Origin of the sequence: Stenotrophomonas sp. SKA14, assembly GCF_000158575.1 — a bacterium.
Taxonomy (GTDB): domain Bacteria; phylum Pseudomonadota; class Gammaproteobacteria; order Xanthomonadales; family Xanthomonadaceae; genus Stenotrophomonas; species Stenotrophomonas forensis.
The window spans coordinates 3,386,429-3,402,952 of sequence record NZ_DS999412.1 but is presented as its reverse complement, the minus strand read 5'-3'; the positions used below and the strand labels follow the sequence as shown (position 1 = coordinate 3,402,952).

Annotated in this window: 20 protein-coding genes; 7 read left to right on the top strand and 13 right to left on the bottom strand. The window is 61.4% G+C overall.

What is annotated here, in order from left to right:
• The first annotated feature begins 101 nt into the window (after nt 1–101).
• Nucleotides 102–365: a hypothetical protein gene (locus tag SSKA14_RS15240; RefSeq protein ID WP_008264756.1), complete on the top strand. Its 264-nt coding sequence runs from the start codon at nt 102–104 to the stop codon at nt 363–365.
• An 18-nt stretch (nt 366–383) separates the two neighbouring features.
• Here SSKA14_RS15240 and SSKA14_RS15235 read toward each other — a convergent pair whose 3' ends face one another.
• The 7 genes from SSKA14_RS15235 to SSKA14_RS15205 all read right to left on the bottom strand — a co-directional run bounded on the left by SSKA14_RS15235 (nt 384) and on the right by SSKA14_RS15205 (nt 6,015).
• Nucleotides 384–1,238 (bottom strand): endonuclease/exonuclease/phosphatase family protein, encoded by an 855-nt coding sequence (locus SSKA14_RS15235; RefSeq protein ID WP_040008000.1) that lies wholly within the window; start codon nt 1,236–1,238, stop codon nt 384–386.
• Between the two features lie 137 nt (nt 1,239–1,375).
• The gene (locus SSKA14_RS15230) at nt 1,376–1,621 is read right to left on the bottom strand and encodes a hypothetical protein (RefSeq protein WP_008264986.1); all 246 of its coding nucleotides are present in this window, start codon (nt 1,619–1,621) and stop codon (nt 1,376–1,378) included.
• A gap of 25 nt (nt 1,622–1,646) precedes the next feature.
• Nucleotides 1,647–1,886 (bottom strand): hypothetical protein, encoded by a 240-nt coding sequence (locus SSKA14_RS15225; RefSeq protein WP_157635955.1) that lies wholly within the window; start codon nt 1,884–1,886, stop codon nt 1,647–1,649.
• A 131-nt stretch (nt 1,887–2,017) separates the two neighbouring features.
• Complete coding sequence (locus SSKA14_RS15220) at nt 2,018–2,251, bottom strand: hypothetical protein (RefSeq protein WP_006433851.1); 234 nt, start codon at nt 2,249–2,251, stop codon at nt 2,018–2,020.
• Between the two features lie 87 nt (nt 2,252–2,338).
• The gene (locus SSKA14_RS15215) at nt 2,339–3,043 is read right to left on the bottom strand and encodes a PA1136 family autoinducer-binding transcriptional regulator (protein WP_040007996.1); all 705 of its coding nucleotides are present in this window, start codon (nt 3,041–3,043) and stop codon (nt 2,339–2,341) included.
• A gap of 5 nt (nt 3,044–3,048) precedes the next feature.
• Entirely contained in the window at nt 3,049–3,921 is an 873-nt protein-coding gene (gene hchA, locus SSKA14_RS15210; protein ID WP_008264623.1) for a glyoxalase III HchA, read from the bottom strand.
• Nucleotides 3,922–4,005: 84 nt separating this feature from the next.
• A complete protein-coding gene (locus SSKA14_RS15205) occupies nt 4,006–6,015 on the bottom strand; it encodes an alpha/beta fold hydrolase (RefSeq protein ID WP_040007992.1) in 2,010 nt (669 codons plus the stop codon).
• A 153-nt stretch (nt 6,016–6,168) separates the two neighbouring features.
• On the opposite strand from SSKA14_RS15205, the gene SSKA14_RS15200 reads away from it, so the two are divergent.
• Nucleotides 6,169–6,630, top strand: coding sequence for an isoprenylcysteine carboxylmethyltransferase family protein (locus SSKA14_RS15200; protein WP_008265656.1), 462 nt, complete (start codon nt 6,169–6,171; stop codon nt 6,628–6,630).
• 361 nt (nt 6,631–6,991) lie between these two features.
• On the opposite strand, the gene SSKA14_RS15195 is transcribed toward SSKA14_RS15200, so the two are convergent.
• The gene (locus SSKA14_RS15195) at nt 6,992–7,555 is read right to left on the bottom strand and encodes a hypothetical protein (RefSeq protein ID WP_008267404.1); all 564 of its coding nucleotides are present in this window, start codon (nt 7,553–7,555) and stop codon (nt 6,992–6,994) included.
• A 257-nt stretch (nt 7,556–7,812) separates the two neighbouring features.
• Entirely contained in the window at nt 7,813–8,037 is a 225-nt protein-coding gene (locus tag SSKA14_RS24340) for an Arm DNA-binding domain-containing protein (protein ID WP_332306292.1), read from the bottom strand.
• A gap of 250 nt (nt 8,038–8,287) precedes the next feature.
• On the opposite strand from SSKA14_RS24340, the gene SSKA14_RS15190 reads away from it, so the two are divergent.
• On the top strand, nt 8,288–8,869 hold the full coding sequence (locus SSKA14_RS15190) for a hypothetical protein (RefSeq protein WP_004153225.1): 582 nt from the start codon (nt 8,288–8,290) through the stop codon (nt 8,867–8,869).
• 198 nt (nt 8,870–9,067) lie between these two features.
• Here SSKA14_RS15190 and SSKA14_RS24305 read toward each other — a convergent pair whose 3' ends face one another.
• Nucleotides 9,068–10,744 carry a type 4 pilus major pilin gene (locus SSKA14_RS24305; protein ID WP_262986143.1) on the bottom strand — a complete coding sequence of 559 codons (1,677 nt, stop codon included), beginning with the start codon at nt 10,742–10,744 and terminating at the stop codon, nt 9,068–9,070.
• Between the two features lie 104 nt (nt 10,745–10,848).
• Nucleotides 10,849–11,178, bottom strand: a complete 330-nt coding sequence (locus tag SSKA14_RS23510) for a conjugal transfer protein TraD (protein ID WP_076738497.1) — start codon at nt 11,176–11,178, stop codon at nt 10,849–10,851.
• A 354-nt stretch (nt 11,179–11,532) separates the two neighbouring features.
• Here SSKA14_RS23510 and SSKA14_RS23505 point away from each other — a divergent pair, with 354 nt between their 5' ends.
• On the top strand, nt 11,533–13,254 hold the full coding sequence (locus SSKA14_RS23505; protein WP_004153227.1) for a MobA/MobL family protein: 1,722 nt from the start codon (nt 11,533–11,535) through the stop codon (nt 13,252–13,254).
• A gap of 850 nt (nt 13,255–14,104) precedes the next feature.
• On the opposite strand, the gene SSKA14_RS15175 is transcribed toward SSKA14_RS23505, so the two are convergent.
• Together SSKA14_RS15175 and SSKA14_RS15170 are read right to left on the bottom strand one after the other, a co-directional pair.
• Nucleotides 14,105–14,515: a hypothetical protein gene (locus SSKA14_RS15175; RefSeq protein WP_040007985.1), complete on the bottom strand. Its 411-nt coding sequence runs from the start codon at nt 14,513–14,515 to the stop codon at nt 14,105–14,107.
• 62 nt (nt 14,516–14,577) lie between these two features.
• Nucleotides 14,578–14,916 carry a helix-turn-helix transcriptional regulator gene (locus tag SSKA14_RS15170; RefSeq protein ID WP_049441679.1) on the bottom strand — a complete coding sequence of 113 codons (339 nt, stop codon included), beginning with the start codon at nt 14,914–14,916 and terminating at the stop codon, nt 14,578–14,580.
• A gap of 161 nt (nt 14,917–15,077) precedes the next feature.
• On the opposite strand from SSKA14_RS15170, the gene SSKA14_RS15165 reads away from it, so the two are divergent.
• The 3 genes from SSKA14_RS15165 to SSKA14_RS15155 are packed head-to-tail and all read left to right on the top strand — an operon-like array spanning nt 15,078 to nt 16,379.
• Nucleotides 15,078–15,497, top strand: a complete 420-nt coding sequence (locus tag SSKA14_RS15165; RefSeq protein ID WP_232281404.1) for a hypothetical protein — start codon at nt 15,078–15,080, stop codon at nt 15,495–15,497.
• 10 nt (nt 15,498–15,507) lie between these two features.
• Nucleotides 15,508–15,807, top strand: a complete 300-nt coding sequence (locus SSKA14_RS15160) for a hypothetical protein (RefSeq protein ID WP_024958276.1) — start codon at nt 15,508–15,510, stop codon at nt 15,805–15,807.
• 35 nt (nt 15,808–15,842) lie between these two features.
• Nucleotides 15,843–16,379: a hypothetical protein gene (locus SSKA14_RS15155; protein ID WP_004153229.1), complete on the top strand. Its 537-nt coding sequence runs from the start codon at nt 15,843–15,845 to the stop codon at nt 16,377–16,379.
• Nucleotides 16,380–16,524 lie beyond the last annotated feature (145 nt).

Below are 16,524 nucleotides of genomic sequence, written 5' to 3'. Positions count from 1 at the left end.
GATGCAGGCTGTGGACGTTGTCACAGTCATGACGTTTCTGACTCTGCCGGAAGCCGTGTCCGCCGTGTAACTAGTGGGGCAGGCTCTTGGGAGGACAGGTGATGACCGATGGCAAACGGGATACCCAGCGCATGTTGTTCGGAGATCCGGGGCCACCCGGCGCAGGGCTTTCGGTGGCAGTGGTGGTGCTGATGGTGCTGGCGGCGATGGCGGCCGCGATCGGATTCATACGGCTGCCGGATCCGCTGCTCGGCCTGGGGCTGATCGGCGTGGCCGTGTTTCTCGCCGTCGGCGCTCGCATCTGCCAGGCACGCGACCAGCATCAGGCGCTGTACCGCCTGCTGTCACGGCAGCCGCCACCGTAGCGCGGCTGCCGTGCAGGTTCAGCGCTTCGGCCAGTCCAGCTCGACCACCAGCGGGAAATGATCCGACGGCAGCACGCCGTCGATGCGGCGGTCGTCGGTGAGGAAGCTGCGTGCAGTGAAGCCGCGCACCAGCACCCAGTCCAGCTGCACGGTGGCCTTGCCGGTGAAATCATGGAAGGTCAGGCGCGGGCCCTGCGGCGCTTTCACCTGGGTGCGGGTGTCCTGCAGCACGCGGGTGAACGCCTTGTAGGTTTCGCCGCCGGGTTCGCTGTTGAAGTCGCCGGTCAGCACCACCGGCAGGTCGGCCGGCAGGGTGGCCAGGCGTTTGCCGATCAGCTCGGCACCCTTCACCCGGCGCGGTTCGTCCTCGTCGCGGTAGGGCAGGTGGGTATCCATGAAGTAGAAACGACGACCATCCTCCAGGCGCCGGAACAGCGCCCAGGTGACCATGCGCGGATACAGGTTGCCCCAGGTGATGCTGCCGGGCACGTCCGGCGTATCGGACAACCAGAAGTTGCCGGACGCCTCGATGGCCAACACCTTGCTGTCGTAGAACACGCCCATGTGCTCGTCGCCGCTGCCACCCCGACGGCCTTCGCCGAACCAGCGGTAGCCGGGCAGGTGCTCGGACAGGTAATCGGCCTGTTCCTTCACCAGTTCCTGGGTGCCGATCACCGCCGGATGCGCATCAAGAATGACCTTGACCATCGCATCGCGACGGTCCGGCCAGCGCTTGCCAGGCTCGGTATCGGCCGGGGTGCGGACATTGAACGACATCACTTTCAGCGGCGCAGGCGTGGCCGCCCAGGCGAAGACAGGCAGAGCAAGCGACAGCAGCGCGCACAGCGCCCGGCGACGGAAACGCGACAACATCGTGGAATCCCTCCATTCCATGAAAACGGTTTCACGGAGCATGCCATGGAAGGCGAGGGCAGCGGTATGCCGGGATGGGCGGCTGGCAATGCCGGGCGGGCGCTGAAGGCCCCGCCCGGCGGATCGTGCAGCGACGATCAGGGATCGTAGATCATCCCGTTCTCGTCACGGTTGTAATGCCCGGTTGCCTCGCGGGTACCGTCGTCGTAGACCACGTACGAGGTGCAGCGCTGGTGGTACACGTTGCCAGCGAAGCGGAAGGGCACGCATTCTTCCTGGACCTCGACGACTTCGGCGGCCGTCGTGGTGGCGACGGGGGCCAGCGAAGCCAGCGCCAGTAGGACCACCCACGAGCCGACCGACAGAATCTTCTGCAGCTTCATGCAAACGCTCCTTGTCAAGAATGGATTACATCAGGTACGGATTGCCGTACTCGTCGATCCAGTATTCGGTGAGGAAGATGTCGCCGTCCGCATCGGGCATGGTCACGATGCAATGCTGGTGGATGCGATAGCGCTCCACTTCAAACGGTTCGCAGCGCGTCACGCTGCCCGGTGGGCTGGTTACCCCGGCAATGGCGTTGCCGGTCGACATCATTCCGGCGAACGCCACGGTCAGTGCGGCCATCGAGGCCAGGTGCAGTTTCATGGTCATCATCCTTGTGTCTGCAATCGCGCATCTGCGCGTTGTCGTGCAACGTCCCGCGGCACGTCAGGCTGGCGTGCGGGAGTCGCTGCATGCGCGCCGGCCCGATGGGCGACCCGGCGCATTTCCCCGGCTCAGTCGCGCAGGTAAGGGTTACCGTACTCGTCGATCCAATATTCGGCTGTGTAGACGTTGCCGAATTCATCGGTGTACGTTTCCGTGCAATGGTGGTGGACGCGGTTGCGGTCCACATTCACTGGCACACAGGAAACATTCTCTCTTGGGACCCCTGTGTTGGCGTCCGCTACCGGAGCCAGGGTTGCAGTTGCCACCACCAACGCGGCCATCGCGGCCAGTTGCAGTTTCATAAGCATCATCCTTGCTTCTGCAATCGCGCACATGCGCATGGGGTGTGTATCACGCGATACCCGACCACCGGAAGTGCCTCGCTGCGATCAGTCCTCGATCTCGCCGCGACGAGTTGCAGCGCGTACCGCCTGCGCGGTAGTCGCCACACCCAGGCGCTGGCGTGCATGGCGCAGGTGGTTTTCCACCGTGCGCGCGGAAAGCCCGAGCGTGGTGGCAATTTCCGCCTGGCGACGCCCGGCAGCCACCCAGCGCAGCACCTCGCGCTCGCGCGTGCTCAGCAGGCTTCCGGAAAGCGCTGCAGGAACTTCAGCCAGTCGGCGCGCGGCGCGGAATGCTGCGGTTGCAGCAGCCTCCAGCTGCAGGCGTGCGCTGGCGGATGCATCGATGGACGTGCCTGCGAAACTGATCGCACCCTCCAGCCCGGTGGTACCGAACACCGGCACCTGCAGGCCATGCAGGCCTTCGCCACGCGGTTGCTTCACCACCTGGTAGCGCTCACCGCGCAGCCCTTGGCGTTTGCTCCAGAAGAACGGCGCGTCGCTGTCCAGCACATGGCGATTGACCGGGCAGGCATGCAGATAGCCGGCGAGATCGGTATCGCTGCCCTCGCCGAGCCAGTCGCCGTTGATCCAGTACACGCGCTGCGTGCCGCGCTTCAGTCCGGTGCCGGTGGCGAACACCAGCACGCGGTCGTAGCCGAGCGGTGCGGCGATGCCATGCAGTACCGCGCCCACCGCATCCAGCGAACGGGCGCGCTCCAGCTCCAGCAACGCCTGCACCAGCGCGGTCATCCGGATCAGCGCCCGGCCAGTGCGTCGAGCAGGGTGCGTGCGGCAAGCTTGCCGAGCGCATTGCCCGCCAGCGGGCTGTCGCCGGTCAGCAGCAGGCGATCCTGCAGCACGCTGCCATCGATGCCCTCATTGACGATCTGCACACCCTGCTGCGCCAGCCGCTCACCGAAGAACCATTGCAGCTGTCCCGGCATGTAGCCGATCTCCGGTGTCTGCCGGTCCATCGCATCGGGGAAGGCGCAGATGCGGTAGCCGCGGAACAGTGAGCCGCCATCGGCTTCGTCGACACCAGCGGCCAGCAATGCCGCAGGGCCGTGGCAGAGGGTGATGATGTGGCGTTGCTCGGCCATCGCCCAATGCAGCACTGTTTTCACCGCGCGGCTCTGCGGCAGCCCGATCAGCGCGCCATGGCCACCGGGAATGAACACTGCCGCATAGTCCGAACCCGCATCCAGTGCGGCTACGACGTCGTCCAGCGCCAGCGGCTGGCGGAAGCGTTCTTCATAGCGTTCGTACAGCCCGCCGATCTCCTTGTCCTCGTGCGGGAAGGCCCACCACTCGAACTTGGCGGCGTTGCCCGACAGCGTGGCCACGTCGATGTCGAAGCCGGCCTTGTCCAGGTGATACATCGGCAGCAGGGTTTCCACCGGATGGTTGCCGGTGGAGAACAGATGGCCGTTGGCGGTGGGCAGGTAACGTTCGTCGGCGGCGATCATCAGCACCTTCCAGCGACCATCGCGGCGCGCGTCCGGATAGTCGGCACCGGACAGGTTGCTCTTCGGCGACGTGAACTGCGACAGCGAGTACGGCGAGGGGAAGAAGGCATCGCGCTCGGCCGGATCGGGGCTGGGCTGGCGGCTGGGCTCTTGCGTGTTCATGCGGACCTCCTGCGGGGAACGTAAGGCCAGCATAGAAGCGTGGATGCGCACGCGCGATGAGGGATTTCCCTCAGTCGCCCGAGGCTATCTGGCGGCTGCCCCGTGCTGCTGCATGTCCTCGTGCAGGATCCGCCGCAGCTCGATGATCGCGGGCGTGGCTTCCTGCACGCTGTGCCCGGACACGATCACCTTTTCCGACACGGCGTTGGGCAGGTGCGAGCTCCAGTACGGCACCAGCCCGTCATCGGTCTTTTCCAACGGCCCGTCGGCCTTGGCGCGGGCGATGATCGAGTGGTACTGCACCTTGGGTGCCATCGGCAGGTCAGCCACGGCGCGGACGAACGCGTCGTCCTTGTCCAGGTTCTGGATGCTGTTCATCTGGTAGCCGTGCTTGCCATCGTTGCGGTCGACCTGGCCATCGTTGGCGATGGTGGCGACGTCTTCCAGCACGGTCAGCGGCAGCCGCACCAGGCGACCGATCCAGCGGCCCAGGCGGGTGCCGGCGACGTCGGTGCCACGGTGCGGCGTGGCGATGAACACCACGCGCGACACTTCCGGTTCCGGCAGGAAGGTCAGTACCGGCGCCCCCCGAGTGCGCAACAGTTCGCGCTGCGCCGGTGTCATCTGCGCAGTGGCCAGCAGGGTATCGACCAGATGGTCACCGGATGAAGAGACCATCAGCCGCGCAATCACCCCGCCCATGCTGTGCCCGACCAGCACCATGTCGTGCGACGCTTGCGCCCTGCCACTGGGGTCGAAATGCCTGAACACCTCGGCCAGTGTGTGGCGCATCGCATCGTGGCTCATCGCGATGGGCATGTTGGTCGGGTAGTAGAACTGCCAGATCTGGAAATCCTCGCGGATCTCGTCGTCGCGCATCAGCTCGTTGGCGACGTTGACCCAGGCTTCCGGGCTGCTGGCCAGGCCATGGATCATCAGCAGCACGCGGCGGTTGGGATCATAAGGCTGCATCATGTACAGGTGCGGCGTGTCGATGCCGCCCTTGCCGCCGAACAGCGAGCGCAGCGACTGGTGGCTGAAGTTGGATCTCGCCAGCCACAGCGCGTAGCCAGCGGTGAAGTTCGCCGCCAGCGGTACCTCCTGCCCGTGCAGGGTGACTTCGGTGACCTGGTAGGGGTCGTGGATCTCCAGTTCCGGCTCGTCGTCGTGCAGCACTTCCCATAGATTCTTTCCGGAGAAGCGCAGCAGCACGGTCATCGACGGCGAAGGCATCTCGCTCCAGCTCTGCGTGGTCGCGGCGGCTGCGTGCGTGGCGGGTGTCGTGGAGGCGGTGGTGCCTGCCGGATCATCCATCACCGCCACCAGCTCGGCGCCGAAGCCATCGCGGCGATGCACGCTGCGCAGCGTGCCGGTGAATGACAGCGAAGCGGCCGGCACCAGCTCGGTCGGCGTGCGCGTGTCCAGCGGTGATGCCTCGGTGGAAGGCGCCAGCACGAAGGTCCAGCGGCCCAGCTGGAAATGACTGGCCTCACTGTGCACGCGGCCGGTCGCGTAGGCGTTGTACAGCTGCACCGAGGCTTCCTGCACGGCCAGGTTGTAGTAGTCGCGCACCTGCGTCTGGCGGTCTTCGAAGCCCCGCTGGTTGGCGGTGCGTTCGGTGAAGAACAGATAGGCGTAGGCCTGGCGTGCGACCTGCATCCATGCGTCCAGGCGCGGTTGGAAGTCGGCGTCCAGTTCGGTGATCGCGGTCTTGGCGCGGCCCGACGCGGAGTACTCGCGCTTGGGGGCGGGCAGGGTCATCGCGTACTGCAGCCACAGTTCAGCCAGGCTCGAGCGCTTGTCTTCCTCGCGCACCACGATGCTGCCTTCCATTGCCTCGATGCAGGGCAGGCCGGGCTTGGCACAGATGCCCTCATCGAGGCCGGCCACGCGCAGGGTCTCGGTGGTCGCTGCGCTGAGCTTGCCGGAGGTCAGTATGTCGCCGCGCTTGAGGGCGATGTACTGCCCCGGTGTGACCGAGGCCACCTGTACCGACGGCCCGAACTGGCGCAGCGTCGCGCAACCGCCCAAGCTGAGCAGCACGGTGATGATGAGGGTCGTGCGGCCGATGAAGCCCAAGCCCGTGGTAGCCATACGATCCTCCTGCGCGGTGGCGCCACTCTAGCGTCCGGCCTGTCAAAGCGGAAGATACCGGGCGGTCGGTTTGTGCCTTGAAACCACCGCCATGCAAGCGATTCAGGCATTCGCGTGTGACACTGCGGTGAATGCAGGCATGCAAGGACGGCGATGCGTTGGCTTGAGACGCGGATTCCACCACCACTGGTGATGCTGCTGTGCGGCGGCATCGGCTACCTGGCCAGCCGCGTGGCAGTGGGCATGCGGGTGCCGCTGCCGATGCCGGGGGTGCTTGCAGCTGCGCTGGTGACCTTGGGCGTGGTGCTGAACCTGCTGCCGAAGCTGGCCTTCCGGCGTGCGCGTACCACCGTCAATCCGCTGCGTCCGTCGGCGTCGAGCGCGCTGGTCACCCACGGCGTGTACCGCTACACGCGCAATCCGATGTACCTGGGCCAGTCGATTGTTCTGGCTGGGGCCATGTTGTACCTGCAGAACCCGGTCGCGTGGCTGGCCGTGCCGCTGTTCGTGCTGTACATCACCCGCTGGCAGATCGTGCCGGAAGAACGCGCGCTTTCGGCGCGTTTTCCAGGGGCGTATGCGATTTTCTGCCAGCGCGTGCGGCGCTGGGTGTAGCGGGGTGGGGCGGTTGCGGGGAGGCACGTAGGGGGCTGATCAGGCGTCAGTGCGGTTAGCCGAATGTCTGTTCCAGCATCACCGGCGTTGCGCGGGGCTTCCGGTGCGGTGGTGTCGATGACCGCCTCAGCGGCAATGCGTGGTTCTTTGCCGTTTTCGCTGTTAGCCCGGGCACTACCGGAAGCTGAATTGAGAGCCGTGTTGTCCATCCCGGACTGCCGCGGTCCAGCACGGTGTTGGTCGACGGTGCGAATATCACAGAGCGTGGTTTTTCTGTAAACGCGATTCGTGAGTATTCTCCTTGGCACGAACAAAGCCCCGACTGGCGAGGCTTTGGGCGGTACCGCTGGCAAGGGGGATCTTACGGAGAGCTGAGCTCGACTGCCGCCTTGGCGCGCTTCCACGACTCGTTCGATTCGCTGGTGCCCTCGGGCTTATCCAACGAGATCGTTTCAATGTTCACCAGCCAAGAGGTCATCATGTCATTGGCAAGGTTCAGATCTGCAGGTGCACGCTTTCCCTTCTTGAATGCGGTGTAGGCTGCTTTGCCCTTAGGTACTGCATCCGTCACACAGGTTGCGACCTCTGCGGTGCGCTCCTTGTTGTTGAGCATGCCGCGTTCGATAGCTTCTCTATCAATCTCGGACTGGGCCTTCATCAGATCCAATCTGTAGCGATCCGTGCTCACACTACCGTGGCCGATGCTGTACAGCTCGACATCGTTTCGAATCTTTTGCCTTGCAGCCTGAGAGTCCAGAGTCATTTTCTGGATGTACTGTAGTTCGCTGCTGCGGTGGGTCGATGCCAGCGCGCTGCACGCAGTTCTCGTGTCATTGACGAAAGAGGCAAGTGAGGCCAAGTTGTTTACATTCTGGGCCTGCGCTGGCGCCGCAGCCACTGCCGCAAGAAGTATCCATTTGCTCATGACATCTCCGTGTGTATGTTGGTTGGGCCTTGTATCTCTCAATTGTACTAGTCATCCAAATCGCGAAGGCACAAGCTGGAGTGGTGGCCTCATGGGGGCCTTCGAATCATGCTCAGCTGTGTAAGCGGCGAACTGCCTTGCCAGTCTCATCCTGCCGGCCAGTTCCCTGGTCGAGCCCAAGACGCTGCTGGCTGGGGCCGACCGCCGAATGCTTCGGGCCCATCTTGAATTGCGACCGTACCCCAAGGCTGAGGCGATCAGCGGCACCTCGAATACCTTTGATTCCCTGACGCTGTCCGCGCGATCACGCGCCAGCTCTTCGTTCCGGCAACGGTGACGTGGATATAGAGGCCACCCGCGTCGGACAGCTTCTGCGGCTTGTCGGCTGGCTTCGCGCGGCGGATCGCAACGTCGGTCAGGGGCACGGGGTGTCGGGATTTCGTGGGCGGCTCGGTACCCCTGGAAGTACCCCGCCGTCTCATAGACGGCAACGGAACGGCATGCACAACCGTGGAAAACGAAAAAGCCGAAACCCCTTGTTTGACGAGGGATTCCGGCTCTTCGTGGACCCTTGCGGACCCGGTATTGGTGGAGGTGGGCGGAGCCATTTGCGCCCATTTGCAACCTATTGAAAGCAAACGATATTTAGCTTCCAAAAGGTGCAAATTTTCATACCTCTGATGATACCCGGCATGGGGCCGAGGTGCAAAGCACAACTGCTTAGGAGCAGTTGTGCGCATTGCATCGGTGATGGTGGTGTTGACCATTTGGCTTGGAGCGTGTGGTGAGGCACTGGCGCAGGCCGGTTCAATTCCGCCCGCCGGAACCAAACAGGGTTGGGAGCGCCAGCATCTGGGCGACCATGTCAGCGAACCCGGCGAGGCTTTACCGGATTTCCTCCGACGCACTGGGCGAGTGCTCCACGACTACACCCGCCAGAGCGGGAACGAGGCCTGTGGCGCGATTGCCAGCGACGGCCAGCGTTTTTCCCTGCGCCTCTACACAGATGGCGTGCCACACGGCTGTGTCATACGGACCAGCGAGGTGATGGAAGGTTCTGCTTTCACTGGCGAAACCATCCACAGCCATCCTTGGCAGAAGGTGCTGACGATGACGCCGGCCGCCAGGGCGTGGAGCCATTTCTACAAGGACGGCAATGCCGGGGCCCCGACCCTGCGCAACGACGGAGCAGTAGGGTTCAGCAAGGCCGACCGCGCTAACGGAGATGGTTGGCTGATTGCTGGCGGGCAGTTGCTGCACCTGGTCAACGGAAAGACCGAGCGCCTTGGCCCGGTAGCCCTCTCCACGGAGTGATGCAGGTCGAACGCTTGACAACGCCTTGAACTGCCTTAGATCTGGAACGTCGGCAGTTCACTGCCCTATGGGCAGCTTAGAAAAATTAGAGAAATTGCTTTGCCCGCCGACACCCAAAGCCCTCGCTCGCGCGGGGGCTTTGCTTTTTTGGCTTGGCTTGGCCCGGTCTCCCTCTCCGCGGAGTGAACCAATGGCCGTTTACTGGCATTGGAACTCGAAGGCTGACCAGTCCGATGCGCCCACGGTCTGCCAGTAGAACGCCGAGCCAGCTCCGACCACCTCACAGGCGCACTCTGTCGGCCAACTAACTGGCCCGGTGCTTGGGGAGCCAAATCCAGGCATTGGTGTCAGCTTCTGTTTAAGTGCGGCGACGCAGGTCCGGCGCTCTGGCGTCAATGCCTGTTCTTGAGGCCTCGCGAGGCCACCCGAAAACGTCGCGTCATCGTTGGTATTAACGCTCTGCGTGCAGTGAAATCCGTCAGCGAGGAACTGCGACACCGAGCAGAACACGCCCCAGCCGTAAAGCCCACCGTCGCCCCAGGAAATCCACGATTTCCCGGTGTAGGTCGGATAGGTTCTTGCCGGAGGTGCCGGGGGCGTGCAGGTGTTGGAGGTGGTAACCCAACCACTGGATGCCGTGTAGGTGCCGCTCCAGCTCTCCGAGGTGCTCGACACCGGGGATCCGGTCGCGGCCGGGCAGGACCAGGACGTGGTGCGCGTGCCGTTCTCAACGCGGTTGCGTTGTCGCCAGTGCTGACCTGCCTGCCCGGCCGGGCAACCCACGTTCTGGCTCTCTGCTGGCGCGGCGCGCGTGATTGCAACGCTGGTTGGCGGCGCAGACGTGCATTCGGGAGCACACATACTTGCTGCTGCCGGTAACCAGGCTGACCATGGTCCCGTCAGTGCTGTTGGGCTTGCGAACGGGTCGGGGCATGAATACGTCGTAGTGCGGGTGCGGGTCTGCGGAAAAGAATTGGCGCCACTGATGGTGAGAGTGCCTGAAGGACAAACGCCCGTTTGCGCCGCGCTTTCGCTCAACGGTAAAGGCGCTGAGCAGACGGGTGTGATGACGGGAGGGACAATAGGAGGAGTGACGGCGGGTGGTGCCGGTGGTGCGGTTGGAATTGGAGGTTGAGCGGCGATTGGCACGCATAACGCCAGCGGAGCCCAGCAAGCAGGAGCCGCTACCGAATTCCAAATAAACGAACACGTTTGACCCGCAGGTGTCGTTCCTGTGGCTGGAGCCGTGGGAGCCGCTGCGCAGCCAGGAGATGGAGCCGGTGGAGTAACAGCTACGGGCGGTGGCGCCACCACCGGCGCCGGTGGTGGCGGAGCTGATGTTGGAGGGGGCGTTGGCAGTGCAACGGGTGTGAGAACTTGCGCTGACAGGCCAGTAGCGCCGCCGTAGTATGTGAACGCGAGCTGCGCTGGATTCCTGCATTGTTGAGTCGCGGCTTGGATGTCCAATACAGTCGGACGACCATTGTTGCTTCGATGGAAGACGGATGTATCGCCTATTTCCAGGTCATACATGCCTTCACTTGCTGCAGCAGCTAGCTTTAGGCACGCACGCGTTGGAACCGCGTGGTAAACAATCTTCAACCCTGCGTTGGGGCGACCATCAATGGTGGCAGGCTCAAGAATAACGGGTTGCGCCCATCGGCTCATTAGGCCAACGCCAGAGTTCATTGAAACGGGTGGAACGCGGTCGGCAATAGCCTGAGCGGTTGTCAGTCCCGCATAGGAGCCGAGCGCTCCATACGTCATGTCTGCATTTCGAGCAATGGTGTGAATATTCGCTTGTTCCGCGCGAACATCTGCGTTGTTTGCCGATGACTGATAGATAGCGAAAGCCGCACCGGAAAGTAGTGTCATAGCGCCTACTGCCAGCATCACCTCGATCAATGAGATGCCACGTTGCCGATGTTGGTGTCTCAGTTCACAGAGAACCGCATGATTTAGTTGTGAAGGCTTCATGGTCAGCGCTTCCTTGCACGGGACGCTTCTCGCTCCGCTAGATAAATGCGCCCGCGTGTGCGCATTCCATCTCTTTGTTGAGCGTTTTCCGGTTTTTCAATGCGATCTCGATACGCAAGTAGTAGGCCAACAAGCTCGGCCTCATCCAATGCATCAGCCCCCGCAGCGATGACCGCGCCGCCCAGGAGAATCTTGCGGTGCGCGTCTGCTTTGCGTTCGCTCGCTCTTGTCTTTGCTTTTGATCTTTGCTCGGCCAGCATCTCCCGTGCTTTCAATTTTGCGAGACGCTCAGTGGCGGCGGTTATTTGTTCTTGTATAGAGCGTGTTGCCATTGTTGAGCTCTCCTGATGTCCTGCACCTCATGCAAACAGAAAATCGGCTATTGGCAAGTCATCGACTTGTCATATTGCAATTACCTGCCATCCTGAAATAGAGGGGCACGGGCGAGCGAGAGCGAGCCAGCCCCAGCGGGAAACGCGAGCGAAGCGAGCCCCGGTCTCTTGCCCGAAGCCGTCACGAATAGTGGCGGCAAGGATCAAAGCAAGAGCGCACTTATGGTTTCCCTGCGGGAAACCGTGCGCCGGGGCTCCGCCCCAGACCCCGGCCCGCTTCGCAGGCCGCCCCCGATGCTAGCCCCCTCGGGGGCGTCGCCAAAAACAAGAGCAGGAGCAAGGACAAAAATCGAAATGGCCATTTATCACGCCACCGTCAAAGCCTTTTCGCGCGGCAAGGGTCATTCCTCTACTGCCGCTGCGGCGTATCGTGCGGGCATTGTGATTAATGACGAATTGACCGGTATCAAACACGACTACACAAGGCGCAGTGGCGTTGCCTCGGTTGATATGTTGGCCCCGCAAAATGCCCCCGAATGGGCGCGAGATCCGGTCGCCTGTTTCAATCGCTCGGAAATGGCCGAGACCCGGCTAAACGCCAGGACGGCGCGAGAGCTTGAAGTTGCTCTGCCTGCAGAACTGAACGAAGCGCAGCGTCGTGCGCTCGCGTGCGACTTGGGTCAGATGTTGGTTGACCGCTATCAGGTTGCGGTGCTTGTTGCAGTCCATGAGCCCGATAAGAAAGGGGATGAGCGCAATCACCATGTGCATCTCCTTATGACGCCTCGTCAGATCGGTCCTGATGGCCTGGGTGAACGTGCATGTGCTGAATTTGATGCGCGTGGTGGCGCAGGACCGGAGGCTATCCGCATTCTTCGTGAGGCGGTGGCTGACCGTATCAATTCGCATCTGGAACGAGCACAGGTCGCTGAACGTGTTGATCATCGCAGCCTAGCTAAGCAAGCACATGCCGCCGAAGCTGATGGCTATATCGGGTTCGCAGCCATGCTGGCTCGCGAAGCCACCCAGCACGAGGGTAAGGCAGCAACCGCGATGCGTAGGAGGGGTGAAGATAGCGAGCGGGCCACGGTAAATAACCAGATCCAAAACGCCAATCGCATTGAACTGCGTGACTACCTGGAACGCTTGGAGCAAGAGGGAAGGGTGATGGCGACGCCACGCTCCCATACGCAAGAAGCAGCTCAACGTGAGCGGCTTGCAGCTGTTGGCAAAGAAGAGCGGCAACCGCACCTCGGGCAGGTCGCGCTGGCGCCGCCACGAGCACGAAAAAGGCCAGCATCAGTAGAGCAGCGAGCTGCACGAGTGGGGTCTGCCGCATCGCGCTTTCCGCCAAGTCTCAAGCCAGTATTGATGAAGGCGGCTAGGCGTCTTCGTAGCAAGATTGCGAACAAGCAAGCAGACGAGGCCATGGCTCGTTACGACGCTGAAATAGAGCAGCTGGAGATGGAAGCGAGACGGGTTTGGCTGGAGGATATAGATGCTGCCGTTCGGCAAAGTCTTTCGACGGTCGCCAAGCTCTTTGACATGTCGAGCAGGGCGGGCGCCTACCCCCACAGGGCGTCATATCGAAACGATATGCGCGAGCTTCACAGTTCATTGAAGCAGGTGGCTCGTGACGCCACTCGATGGGAGCGCAGGCTACAAGCCGAAGTTAAGGCAAACATTTCACTCACGGAAGCCCAAATGAAATTGGTGACATGGGAGAGGAAAAATCCCAAGCCGTCGCTCTGGAGCGGTAGCAGGCGCGATTGGGCGCAGCGGCGTCGGAGTGGCGAAGAGCGCATTGAGCGGCGCAGGACGCGGCACGATGCTGCGCGTCTAGCTACAGGCCCGGAAGCACAGGTGAAGTATGCGGCGCAGGCAGCTACGAGTGTAGAAGCTTTGGATAGGCTCGCAGCATCAATGCTGAAGCGCTATCCAATCACTGCTGATACAGCACAGCCGCACAAATCGCAGTGTTCTGGAACTACCCCAACGCGCACGCTTACGGAACAACTGAACGATAGCGAGTTGGAGAAAAAGGACCAAAGAAGATGTCGCGGACCTCGCGTCTGAAGCTAGAAAAACAATGCCCCCGAATATTCTTCGGGGGGCATTGACAGAATTGGCGTTGGCCTCATGCTGTTTTTTAGCGGCAGCTCGTTGATAACAGCAACGGCTGCGAGTAGGTAGAAAGCAGCTCTACACACCCAGGCATCGGCCCCAAGCAACAACATAGCCGACATCGGGAAGAGCGCAACCCCTCGCAACCCAGCTGGAACCAATGGCTATCGCACGGAGGTCCGATTAGTTCGCGCCCGGTGACAATCCGGGGCTATCCATCTCCTACGGATAGCGGCCTTAAACCGTGGAGGAATACGTCCACATCCGGCAGCATGGCTTCTGCGTCGCGGAGGTTCCAAGGCATGGGTTCCCTAGCTGGCCTTGGATTGTGTGCCCCGTCTCGGGTCGGCCATGTATGCGAAGGGCAAGATTGGAGAGCGTCAGGCGACAGCCTGATCACGGGGCAAAGCCCATGGGAGAGACGCCAGTGAATGCTGGTGGCAGGACCCCAGCCCCGGCGCCATGTCAGGCGTGAACCTGCCGCAGCTGTGTATTGACAGTGATCACAGCGCCGACGATGGTCCTCTGCCTAGGCAAGAGTAGGCCGGCCCGGCAAAGGTCCCCAGGCTCGCTTATTGCGGGTTGGGGGAGACTTTGCCTCGGTCGGTCGGCGGTTAGAAGCAAAGACCGAGGCAAAACAGCGGGCCCATAGTGTCCTGAGTCAGCAGGAAGATGTGTCCTGAATCGGGGGCGGAGGTGGCCTTGTCCGTAAAGGAGCACTTGGAGTTCTACAGCAGAAAAACGGAGCGGACCGAAAATTTCCGGGCGCCGACGAATGTTTTAATGTTCGGTCAAAGGCACATCAGATTTGACCCCAAGGAAGGAAGAAGCGTGGTCCTACCTTTAGGCCGCGAATTCGAGCTTGCCAGTCACTGATCTGTTTTATGAAGCTATCGACGGGATGCGCCGAGTGCTTACATGCTGCTATGGAATTTAGAAGCTCATTGCTAACTTGCATCAAGGAAATTCCGGCGCCCTTGTGCTTGAGAAGGAAGAGCTCGGATGCTATCAGGTGAAGTTCTTCACTCTTATCTGAACTGATGATCTGTGTGTTACTGGCATCGCCCATGTAGTTGATTGATCGAATAGCTCGAAGTGCCTCGTATTTCAGCGCATTGAACTTTGAGAGCTTGGCCATCAGCAAGCCCGAGTAGTATCCAGCGGCCGTGCCGGGAATCAATGCCATCAGGAGGTCGTAGGCGAGGCTTGTCATTAGGGTCTTCCTTGCTGGCACCTAGGCATAGCGTAGGAAGTCGCTAGGCCGTTCGGTGCGCGTCACTTGCTAGCGGGGGCGAGGCTTTTTAGAAGCGCCAGTGCTTCTTTCTGTTTTCGGGCATCAAGCTGTGTCAGCACCAAGATTGCCTCCGCAACCACGTCAGAGGCAGCAAGGAAGTAAGCGGCTGGGAGATCCAGAAGCTCCGCGAGCTTCTCAATGGTCTCCAGATCAGGCTTATGAAGGCCCCTCTCATACCTGCTGATGCGGGGCGCAGTGGTGTTTGGGTCATCCACTCCCATCAATAGTTCCCCTAGCTGGGCCTGAGTCCAGCCCTTGGCTGCGCGTGCGGCGCGGAGGCGTTGGCCAAGAGCAGTGGTTGTTGGTAACGGCGCGGGCATTCGGGGCAGCAAGAAGGGCATTGACTACCCGAAGTGTGCCCGCCTAAGCTTAGCCGGTCATTTGCATTGAACGCAAATATTCGTTGGGCGAGGAGGTGGTTATGGATATGAGGTGCTGGGCATTGGTGGGTCTTCTGGCGTTCACTGCTTCTGCTGACGCTATGCCCAGCCTGTCGTGCCAACTGCAGACTGGCCAGTTCAGGGTGGATGGGGGAGGGCGGCCGAAGGTATCCGCTTTCATTTGGGCCACGGGTCATGGCTCCGCGATCCCCACCGGCCCCATCCGAACCAGCATCGGCCGCATCGACTCCGTCGAAGGCCGGGACTACAAACGCGCTATCAAGCTCGATGGAAAGCCGGTTCTGCTGCCTCCCGAAGCGCATAGCGTCATTGGCTTCGGCAAGGTCTATGACTTCAAGGATGCCGTCGCTCTGGTCTATCTAGGGGAGCGTGAGGAGGACTCCTCTGCGCGGCCTAGTCAGATCGTGATCGTCATCAACAAGGCCGGGTCACTGATTGATAGCGAAGTCCTACCTGGCACTGCAACGAATCCGGGCAATCACTGCCTACTCATCGACTGAAGGAACACACATGAAGAAGCTTTGGACGCTTTCCGCTACTGCGCTGCTGGTTGCTTGCTCGGGTGGTCCTGGGAGCGGCGATGTTGAGAAAGCCTTGGCCGTGTATTTCAAGGAGGCGACGGGAACGACGATGACGTTTGAGCACTTGAAGGTAGGAGAGTGCGTGCGTGGGGACAGCCCCGGCTATGCGTGCAGTGTCACCGGAACTGCGCGGTATCAGCTGGGCACTCGCACTGAGCAACAGCAGCTTGTCGGCACTTTCGTCATCGATAAGGTCGATGGCACTTGGACTGTCGTAGACCGTCGCTGACCCAGGTCCTTCCCAACCATCGCTAGGAAGCTCGTATGTGGACCTTGTTCAAGGTAGTCCGCTGGATCATCACCGGTCTTGCACTTTGGTGGCTGTGCGGTGTGGTGTTCGAAAAGGGCACGACGGCTGAGGGTGCCGTGTTCGGGTTGATGCTGTTCGGGCAGCTGGTCTTCTGGCCCCTTGCGCTGCTGTGGGGCTTGCCGTGGCTGTTCCGTCGCCGCGCGCCCAAACTGAAGAAGCATAGGCCTGAAGAGTTTGAGCCCACTGTTTGCCATGACCATATCGCCTTGGACCTGGGCAGGGACACTATCTGGATCCGGGAGCCCGTGAAGGGCGAGCGCTACCTGCGGCGGGCTGAAGTGCTCGCCATCCGCACTGGGGAATACAGCTACAAAGGAGTCATCACCCATCGTCTGGAAGTCCAGGTGCGGGACGTTGTTCACCCGCTCTGGCTGGTTCCTTTCGTGCGCCACTCCGACCGTTGGCTCAAGAGCACAGCTGTCAATGAGACTGAGAGGGATGAATGGTTCGCTAGGATGAAAGCTTGGCTTACTGAAACGCGCACCATCTAAGCAGCCCCATTCCAGCGAATGCAGCTAGGCAGGAAAGCAGAGTGGCCCATCCTCCATGCGCGGAATGATGGGCCTATGTTGCCTCTTAGTCTTCGCTTTCCTCAGGCTCCAACTTGCTCAGTTCTCCCAGTCGCAATAAACCGCG